The sequence below is a fragment of the Natronorubrum halalkaliphilum genome, from assembly GCF_009834785.1.
Taxonomy (GTDB): domain Archaea; phylum Halobacteriota; class Halobacteria; order Halobacteriales; family Natrialbaceae; genus Natronorubrum; species Natronorubrum halalkaliphilum.
In genome coordinates this window covers 1-8,766 of the sequence record NZ_WUYX01000050.1, presented here as the reverse complement: position 1 = coordinate 8,766, position 8,766 = coordinate 1, and the positions used below count along the sequence as shown (strand labels likewise).

9 protein-coding genes are annotated in these 8,766 nt (G+C 63.8%); 7 read left to right on the top strand and 2 right to left on the bottom strand.

Translation table 11 applies throughout. The features are described 5' to 3' along the window. Positions 1–469 precede the first annotated feature (469 nt). Positions 470–937 carry a response regulator gene (locus GS429_RS15310; RefSeq protein WP_160066227.1) on the top strand — a complete coding sequence of 156 codons (468 nt, stop codon included), beginning with the start codon at positions 470–472 and terminating at the stop codon, positions 935–937. A gap of 242 nt (positions 938–1,179) precedes the next feature. Here GS429_RS15310 and GS429_RS15305 read toward each other — a convergent pair whose 3' ends face one another. Continuing rightward, positions 1,180–1,503, bottom strand: coding sequence for a ribbon-helix-helix protein (locus tag GS429_RS15305; RefSeq protein ID WP_160066226.1), 324 nt, complete (start codon positions 1,501–1,503; stop codon positions 1,180–1,182). Positions 1,504–1,632: 129 nt separating this feature from the next. Here GS429_RS15305 and GS429_RS15300 point away from each other — a divergent pair, with 129 nt between their 5' ends. Next, positions 1,633–2,634: an HhH-GPD family protein gene (locus tag GS429_RS15300; RefSeq protein WP_160066225.1), complete on the top strand. Its 1,002-nt coding sequence runs from the start codon at positions 1,633–1,635 to the stop codon at positions 2,632–2,634. A gap of 193 nt (positions 2,635–2,827) precedes the next feature. Further along, on the top strand, positions 2,828–3,415 hold the full coding sequence (locus GS429_RS15295; protein WP_160066224.1) for an NADPH-dependent FMN reductase: 588 nt from the start codon (positions 2,828–2,830) through the stop codon (positions 3,413–3,415). Positions 3,416–3,475: 60 nt separating this feature from the next. On the opposite strand, the gene GS429_RS15290 is transcribed toward GS429_RS15295, so the two are convergent. Next, positions 3,476–4,120 (bottom strand): hypothetical protein, encoded by a 645-nt coding sequence (locus GS429_RS15290; protein WP_160066223.1) that lies wholly within the window; start codon positions 4,118–4,120, stop codon positions 3,476–3,478. Between the two features lie 545 nt (positions 4,121–4,665). Between GS429_RS15290 and GS429_RS15285 the strand changes: the two genes are divergently transcribed. The 4 genes from GS429_RS15285 (at position 4,666) to GS429_RS15270 (ending at position 8,554) form a co-directional block, all read left to right on the top strand. Next, the gene (locus tag GS429_RS15285) at positions 4,666–5,265 is read left to right on the top strand and encodes a hypothetical protein (RefSeq protein WP_201294031.1); all 600 of its coding nucleotides are present in this window, start codon (positions 4,666–4,668) and stop codon (positions 5,263–5,265) included. A gap of 128 nt (positions 5,266–5,393) precedes the next feature. After that, positions 5,394–6,488, top strand: a complete 1,095-nt coding sequence (locus GS429_RS15280) for a DNA-methyltransferase (protein WP_160066221.1) — start codon at positions 5,394–5,396, stop codon at positions 6,486–6,488. Between the two features lie 35 nt (positions 6,489–6,523). Further along, complete coding sequence (locus tag GS429_RS15275; protein ID WP_160066220.1) at positions 6,524–6,853, top strand: cupin domain-containing protein; 330 nt, start codon at positions 6,524–6,526, stop codon at positions 6,851–6,853. A gap of 27 nt (positions 6,854–6,880) precedes the next feature. After that, positions 6,881–8,554, top strand: a complete 1,674-nt coding sequence (locus GS429_RS15270; protein WP_328821425.1) for a gamma-glutamyltransferase family protein — start codon at positions 6,881–6,883, stop codon at positions 8,552–8,554. Positions 8,555–8,766 lie beyond the last annotated feature (212 nt).

The following is an 8,766-nucleotide window of genomic DNA, read 5'->3' as shown; positions in this document are numbered from 1 at the left end:
GCGATTGCGATCACCAACTACGAGCGAGGACACGATCCAGGACGTGAGAAACTCAAACTATGAGTTGGATTCTATGACACGCTCGCTAGCAGCTATCGACTGACGACTGGCGATCCAACGATTCTTTGGCCGTTACCGACACTCCCCGAGCAACGGCTGGGTTCGGAAACCGGATCACCACGCTGTCCGCGGACGGAAGTGTTTACAATCGGTGGCCCACTATCGAATTCAGCATGAACTCGTCGCCCCGGATCGACGTTCGCCACCGCCGTTCGAATCACCGGCGAGTGAGCGGCCGCAGATCCGAGCACGAACCGAGGTGGGCCGACATCGATAGCGGGCCCGACGGCAAGGCCGATCCCTGCGCTATCGAGAGCGAACGACACCGGTTTCAGGGCCGTGAACCGTCCTCGAGCCCCGAAGCACGTTCCGTGCAGCATCGACGGTCCACGCCGGGGGCGAGTGACCGATGATCGATCGAAGCAAGACCGCCGATCCGGCGAACGTGTTACTCGTCGAACCAGCCGATGAAACTGCTCGGCTCGCGAGAACCGCGTTTTCGAACGACGGCTCGAAGACGACGATCCACACCGTGTCCGACGGCGAGGCCGCACTCGAGTTCCTCCACCGATGCGGCGAGTACGCCGACGCGCCGCGGCCGTGTCTCGTGATTCTCCGACTCGACCTTCCTGACTCGGGTCCGGACGGGACGGCCGTGCTCGAGGAGATGCGACAGGCGACGACACTCGCTCGGATTCCCGTGGTCGTGACGGTGGACTCGCCGACGCCAGACACCGCGTCCGCCCTCTATCAACTGGGCGCGAACGCCGTCGTGTCAACGCCGGCTGATTCCGATTCCCTCCTCGAGACGCTGGAACTGGTGGCGCAGTTCTGGATCGACACCGCACGGCTGCCAAATCGGAACGATCGCTGCTGAACGGCGTTCCCTTCGATCGGGAGCGGTTACCGATTGTCGTCGTCGTTACTCACCATTGCCAGTCTCGTATCTCACCATCACTGGTCTCGCTTCTCTCCATCGCCGGCCGCAGACGCTCTCGAGGCAGGGCCCGTCCGTAACCCATTCTCGGAGCAACTCGAGTCTCGAGACTGGTAGTCGAATCGTCTGCTGTACGCGCGGCGCCTCGGGGGCGATCGGGCCGTCGTTCGCCATCGAGGACGTTAGAACTGGTAGCGTCGCTCGTCGTCCATCGCCGGATACTGGTCCGCGCCGGTCATCTCCTCGAAGGTCATTCCCGACAGATACTCGTCGTAGGTGACGTCGTACCCCGAGCGAAGCTGGAAGTCGAGCTTGCCGGTTTCGACCGTCGACTGAAAGAGCATGTGGATCGCCCGACGGACGAGTTCGTCCGTCTCCTCGGGCTCGAGGGCCGCCTCGAGTAGGGCGAGTTCGTTTTGCGTCTCTCGGTCGAGCGAGACGCTGAGCTCGTCCTCGAGCGTGCGATAGGTGTCCTGTACGTCTTCGTTGAGATCGTCGAGGCTCATAGGGGAGGAGACTCGAGCCGACGGGATAGGGTTTTCGTGGTCCGGTCGCCGGTTGGCTGTCGCGTCACGCGACACGTCCGTCGACTAGGAACCGCCACCAGTAAGACGGCCGGGTCGCTAGTCGGATCAATGAGCGAGAGCGACGGCGGTGTCGACGAGGCCGAAGACGGAGGCGGGGGCGGGGACGGAGACGGGGACTGGAGTCTCCCCGACGACCTCGAGGCCGTTCGGTCGGCCCTGATCGAGTGGTACGAGGCCGACCACCGCGACTTCCCCTGGCGGCGGACGGACGATCCCTACGCAATCCTCGTCAGCGAGGTGATGAGTCAGCAGACCCAGTTGGATCGCGTCGTCGAAGCGTGGGAAGACTTCCTCGAGCGCTGGCCGACGACGGCCGACCTCGCGTCGGCCGACCGGGCGGACGTGGTGGGGTTCTGGACGAGTCACAGCCTCGGCTACAACAACCGGGCGAAGTACCTCCACGAGGCGGCCGGGCAAGTGGAAGACGAATACGGCGGCGAGTTTCCGACGACGCCGGACGAACTGCAGGAACTGATGGGCGTCGGCCCCTACACCGCAAACGCTGTCGCGAGTTTCGCGTTCAACAACGGCGACGCGGTCGTCGACACGAACGTCAAGCGCGTCACCTACCGCGCGTTTTCGATCCCCGACGACGAGGGTGCGTTCGAGGTGGCCGCGAACGACCTCATGCCCGCCGACGAGTCCCGGATCTGGAACAACGCGATCATGGAACTGGGCGGCGTCGCCTGCACGCAGACGCCCCGCTGTGACGAGGTCGCATGTCCGTGGCGCGAGTGGTGTGACGCCTACGCGAGCGGGGATTTCACCGCACCCGACGTCCCTACCCAGCCCGCGTTCGAAGGGAGCCGCCGACAGTTTCGCGGTCGGGTTATCGGCACCTTGCGGGAGTACGACGAACTCGAACTCGATACGCTGGGCCACCGAATTCGCGTCGACTACGCACCCGACGGCGAGTACGGTCGCGACTGGCTCGCGGGACTGCTCGAGGATTTAGCGGACGACGGTCTGGTCGAACTCGAGGGCGGCGACGGGGCCAGCGGCGGCGACAGCGACTCCGACGGCGAACTCGTCGCGCGGTTGCAACGGTGATCGGGACCGGCTTTCGACCGTCCAGTCACTGATACGGTTTACTGTACGTCAGTTCTGGCGCAACCGCGACCCGGGCGGCGGTTGTGCCGGTAAATCGTTACAGCAATCGGTATGAAGCGTCGAATCGACTCCGTTTTCGACGGCGAACGCTGGGTGGCCGGCCTATTTGCGTCTTGCGCTCTACAGTACGCCCATGGCAGACGTACACGTCGTCGCAGTTTGTGGCAGTCTCCGGGACGCGAGCACGACCCACGCGGCCCTCGAGCGAGCGCTCGAGGCCGCCGAACGAGCCGGAGCGAGCACCGAACTGCTCGACCTTCGCGAGTTCGAGTTGCCGATTTTCGACGCGGATCGCGACCGCGAGGACGCGGGCGATGCGGACGAACTGGCGACTCGGTTGCAAGCGGCCGACGCGATCATCCTCGGCTCGCCGATGTACCACGGGTCCTACTCCTCGCCGCTGAAGACCGCCCTCGATTACTGCGGGTTCGACGAGTTCAGGGACAAAACCGTCGGACTACTCGCGGTTTCGGGGGGTGCGTTCCCCGTGACGGCCCTCGAGCACATGCGCTCGGTCTGTCGGGCGCTGAACGCGTGGGTACTCCCCCACGAGGTCGCCATCGCGAACTCCCACTCCGCGTTCGAGGACGGCGAATTCGCCGAATCGAAACTCGAGGAACGAGTGGTCGTGCTGGGTCGACGAGCGGTCCAGTACGCGACGATCGAACCGGATCCGGATTCCTTCGAGAGCGATCAGAATATCGGCGCCGAAGGGAAATAACGGGGCCAGTCGGTAGGGAACTGAGGGCGCGGTGTCACTATTCGTCGCCGGGTGCGAAGCTCAGGGATCGAGCAGTCGCTCGAACCGCTGCTGATGGGCGAGGAAGGCAAAGAGCGCAAAGACGACGACGCCGACCTGAAGCGCTTCGATCCGGATTACGAGCGTGGTAACCTCGAGCGCCAGCGGGGGCGTGGCGACCGCCCAATCGGTAAACCAGGCCGAGGCGAGAAGCGTCGACGCGCCGACGGCCAGCAACAGCGCGGGAATGAGCGGCGTCCGTGCCGTTCCGTAGGTCGATCGGAGGCGAAAGACGTGTCGCTCGAGTTCGAACTGTCCGACGAGGATACCGGCAAGCAGGATCGTCGCCACGATGAGTCCGAGGACGCTGCCGATCCGTTCGGCGATGAGCAACCAGACGATCCAGCCGCCGGTCGCCACCAGTGCAGCGCCCAGCCGGCGGGGTTGTAAGAGATCGCCCACCTCGCTGACGGTCGCACCGAAAACGCCGGCCCTGAGCAGCGAGCCACAGAAGAGAATGCCGAGTCCCGCAAGCGCCGTCGACGTGGTCCGGGTGCCGACGACGAGGGTAAACCAGAGGCCGACGGCCACCGCTTCGACCGCTGCAGCCGAGAGCGCCGCTGTCACGCCGAGGACGCGTCGTTGGGTCGTTCGCCCGAGGACCCCGGGCTGACGAATGACGCTCATACTTGTGTCTCTCAGGCCACCCCTTTCGTTATGGAAGTCATTACCTCTCATAGTAATCGACTCGTAACGATGCGGCCGCCGCTACAGCGTATATACGCGAGTAATAGTTCGTTTCACGAACCCATAGTGTCAGTCGACAGACCCCTCGGTCGCGCGCTATCGTAGCTGCTGAACGTCACCCCACACCGATCGCATGACAGCTCTACGATCTGTGCGTCGTTCGTTTCAGCAGCTACGATAGCCGCTGCATTGGTGATTTGGTGGTCGTACTCCGATTCAGTCCATTGCGAAACGGAGAGCCACCCGTTCAGGCACCGATTGAGAGAGCGTTTCACCGATGTTCCTGTCTCAGTAGCTACCTGTGATCAGTTTTCGCTCGAGCCGTCGTTGTGCTTCGTTTCCCCCTCGAGGGAACTGGCTGGTCGAGTAGGTATCGGTTACCCGACCAGTTCGACGACGTTAGCCGGCGTGTAACTGTCGGGAAACGATTTACCTGATCGAAACGTTGGACAGAGTTATCTGCGGGGATGTGGTCGTCAGCGATTATGCCCGAGAACAAACAACAGGACAAGACGGTGTCCGAGATGGTCGTCAAGGAAGCAGTCGGAATGGGAATGGATTCGTCGATGCGAGACTCGATTCTCGAAGCCGTCGAGGAAGCCGACGGCACATCGGGGGGCAAGCGCAGTCTGCCGCTCGCCGGCGCCCTCTTCGGTGCCGGTGCCGCCCTCGGCTTTCTCGCCGGACGCCAGTCACCGGACCTCGAGGAGACGTCGCTCGAGGATATCGACGAACCCGAAATCATCGACGACGTCGTCGACGGGACGTCCGGGAGCGACGAGGAGTCGATGATGGAGACGGAGTCGGAAGCAGAGTCGGAGTCGGCGTCCGAAACCGAAATCGAGACGGAAGACGAAGGTGGCTCGAGCCGTCTGTCGCGGATTCTGCTCGCTGCCGGTCTGCTCGCCGGAATCGCGGTTCTCCGCCGTCGCTTCTCGTCGGGCGAGGACGAGGAGTGGGAACCGATCGAGGAGTTCGAACCGGCGACGAGCGACGACCTCGATGAAGATGCGGACGAAGAGAGCGACGACGAGATGGAAGTCGGAACGGAGACGGACGACGGCGACGAGATGGACGAAGAGTAAACAGCGTCCGGACAGCAGGAGCAAGAAGGCCGAGCCGATTCTTTCACCTTTTCCCAACGCCGACGAGCCGACGGCATCGGCCGCCCTGACGAAGGAGCTAAGAGGGCGACGCCGACAGTGTGAACTCAATGGAGACGATCCACCGCGTCTTCGTCGGCGACTCCCGGGAGCTCGCCGCGATCGACGATTCGTCCGTCGAACTCGCCGTCACGTCCCCGCCGTACCCGATGATCGAGATGTGGGACGACCTCTTTACCGGCCTCGATCCCGCCATCGGCGACGCGCTCGCGTCCGGCGACGGTCGCACGGCGTTCGAAGCGATGCACGCCCAGCTCGATCTGGTCTGGGACGAACTCGAGCGCGTGCTGGTCGACGGCGGCATCGCGTGTATCAACGTCGGCGACGCGACCCGATCGCTCGACGACAGCTTTCGGGTGTACGCAAACCACGCGCGCGTTCTCGAGGCCTTCGAGTCCCGCGGCTTCGACCCGCTTCCCGATATCCTCTGGCGCAAGCCGGCCAACAGCGCCGCCAAGTTCATGGGTAGCGGGATGATTCCGCCGAACGCGTACGTCACCCTCGAACACGAGTACGTGCTGGTGTTTCGTAAGGGCAGCGAGCGTCGGTCGTTCGAGCCCGGAGCCGATCGTCGGTACGAGGCCGCCTACTTCTGGGAGGAGCGAAACCGCTGGTTCTCGGACGTCTGGACCGAAGTCCAGGGCGAACTCCAACAGCTCCAGTTCGAGGACGACGATCTCCGCGATCGGTCGGCCGCCTACCCGCTCGAGATCCCGTATCGACTGATCTGTATGTACTCGGCCTACGGCGATACCGTCCTCGACCCCTTCTGGGGGACCGGGACGACCACGCTCGCGGCGATGTGTGCCGGCCGCAACTCCGTCGGCTCGGAACTTGAAGAGGGGTTCGTCGAACTGTTCGACGATCGCATGGCCGACGTCCCGGGGCTGTCGCAGTCGGTCGGCCGGACCCGACTCGAGCGTCACCGCGAGTTCGTCACCCGCCGTCTCGGGGAGGGAAACCCCTTCGAGTACGAGGCGGACCATTACGACACGCCGGTCGTGACCAAGATGGAACGCGGGATTCGACTCCGCGAGGTGGCGTCGATCGATGTGCTCGACGGTGGGGTCGAAAATGAAAATGATGACGAAAACGAAGACAAATACGAGTACCGGGCCACACACGTTCCCCTCTCGCTCGAGTGACCACGTTTTAGGGACGGCGCGACGAAGTGACGGGTATGTCACTCGATGAATACGCCACAGCAGTTGCCGATCTCGACCCGGCTGACGGCGAGATCGAAACGGCGGAACTGGTCGTTACGGACGACGTGCTCGTCAAGGCGTTCGCGCTCGGCCCGGACGCGGAACTCGAGCCCCACGAGCACGCCGACAGCACGAACGTTTTTCACGTGCTCGAGGGGACGGTAACCGTTATCCGGGGCGAGGAGAGCGAGTCGATCGACGCGCCGGGCGTCGTCCACCACGAGCGCGGCGACATCCACGGGGCTCGAAACGAAACCGACGACCGGGTCGTGTTCACGGCGAGCCTTTGTCCGCTACCGTCGTAGTTTAGTCCCGGCACACGAAGTTCGAGTGTGAACGACGATATCGATCCTGACCGATTCGACTCGAGACGGTCGACCACGTACGGAAACCGCGGGATGGTCGCGACGAGCCAGCCACTCGCCGCGGAGGCGGGGCTCTCGATTCTTCGAGACGGAGGGAACGCCTTCGACGCAGCCGTCGCGACGGCGGCCGCGCTCAACGTCGTCGAACCCACCTCGACCGGACTCGGCGGCGACGTCTTCGCGCTCTACCGGACCGCAGACGGCGAGGTCGGCGCGATGCGTTCGTGCGGCCACGCGCCGGCCGACGCGACGATCGAAAACGTAACCGACGCCCTTGCAGCGGCCGACGAGGAGACGCTCGAGGGGTACTATCCCGACTCGCGCGGCTACGCCGTCGACAGCGGGACGAGTGCCGACGACCTCGAGATGCCCTTCCTCGGCCCGCACGCAGTGACGGTTCCCGGAACGGCTCGCGGCTGGGAAGCCACGGTACGGGAACTGGGCACGCGCTCGCTTTCCGACGTGCTCGAGCCGGCGATTCACTACGCCACCGAAGGGTATCCCGTCTCCCCGGTGATCGCTCACCACTGGCAGGGTGCCGAGCGGTTGTTTACCGACGACCACGCCCGAGAGGCGTACCTCTTCGACGACGAGAGCCCGGACCCCGGACAAACCGTGACGCTTCCGAAACTGGGCGACTCTCTGCGAAAGATCGCCGAGAACGGGGCCGACGAGGTCTACGAGGGATCGATTGCGGACGAGATCGTCGACGAAATCCAGTCCGCTGGCGGGTTCATGACGAAAGCCGACCTCGCCGACTTCGAACCCGAGTTCGTCGACCCCGTCAGCACGACCTACAACGGCGCGGAGGTCTACGAACTCCCGCCGAGCAACCAGGGACTCATCGCCCTCGAGGCGCTGAACATCGCCGAAGAGATCGGAGCGGGCGAGCACGCCTACGACTCGCCCGAGCGGATTCACGCGTTCACCGAGGCGATGAAACTCGCGTTCGTCGACGGCCACCACTACATCACCGATCCCGACTACGAGACGGTACCCCCGCTCGCGTCGAAATCGTACGCCAGTGAACGCGCACAGGCTATCGGTTCGTCGCCGATTCAGAACCCCGACGTCGGCGTGCCGAACGCCAACGCCGAAGATGCGGACACCGTCCTTCTGACGGTCGGCGACGAGGAGGGGAATCTCGTATCCTACATTAACTCCCGATTCGCCGGCTTCGGAAGCGGCCTCGTCGCGGGTGATACCGGTATCGCACTCCAGAACCGCGGCGCATCGTTCTCGCTCGATTCCGAGCATCCCAACAGTCTGGAGCCCGAAAAGCGGCCGTTCCACACGCTGGTTCCAGCGATCGCGAAACTCGACGAGGACGACTGGATGGCCTTCGGCGTCATGGGCGGCTACATGCAACCTCAGGGTCACGTGCAGGTGCTCTCGAACCTCGTCGATTACGGGATGAACCCGCAGGCGGCACTCGACGCGGCGCGCTGGCGCTACCGCGAGGACGGAACCCTCGGCGTCGAGGATCGGCTTCCGAACGCGGTCAAACTCGCGCGGAAGGGCCACGACGTGGGCGTCTTGCCACCCGTGATGTTCGGCGGCGCACAACTCGTTCGCCGCCGAGGTGACACGCTTTCCGGCGCGACCGAACCGCGAAAGGACGGGGTTGCGATCGGGTTCTGATGATCGATCGTCGCTACTGGAAGTCAGTGCACACCTGATCGCACGAGCACGAGGCTCTGCGACCAGCGAATAATTCCAGTCGTCACCGTAGTGGGGTTGTGATCGGGCTCTGTCGATGTTAGGTCGGATGTACGTGTTTAGCCCCAGCTGATTTCGTTAGTATCTCGTAGGGGGCGATCTACGGTGGAGATATGCTTTGTCGGCAGGGGTCA

Coding starts and splice junctions, on each gene's coding strand:
- GS429_RS15310 (WP_160066227.1), top strand. CDS start 470: ATGATCGATCGAAGCAAGACCGCCGATCCGGCGAACGTGTTACTCGTC.
- GS429_RS15305 (WP_160066226.1), bottom strand. CDS start 1,503: ATGAGCCTCGACGATCTCAACGAAGACGTACAGGACACCTATCGCACG.
- GS429_RS15300 (WP_160066225.1), top strand. CDS start 1,633: ATGAGCGAGAGCGACGGCGGTGTCGACGAGGCCGAAGACGGAGGCGGG.
- GS429_RS15295 (WP_160066224.1), top strand. CDS start 2,828: ATGGCAGACGTACACGTCGTCGCAGTTTGTGGCAGTCTCCGGGACGCG.
- GS429_RS15290 (WP_160066223.1), bottom strand. CDS start 4,120: ATGAGCGTCATTCGTCAGCCCGGGGTCCTCGGGCGAACGACCCAACGA.
- GS429_RS15285 (WP_201294031.1), top strand. CDS start 4,666: ATGCCCGAGAACAAACAACAGGACAAGACGGTGTCCGAGATGGTCGTC.
- GS429_RS15280 (WP_160066221.1), top strand. CDS start 5,394: ATGGAGACGATCCACCGCGTCTTCGTCGGCGACTCCCGGGAGCTCGCC.
- GS429_RS15275 (WP_160066220.1), top strand. CDS start 6,524: ATGTCACTCGATGAATACGCCACAGCAGTTGCCGATCTCGACCCGGCT.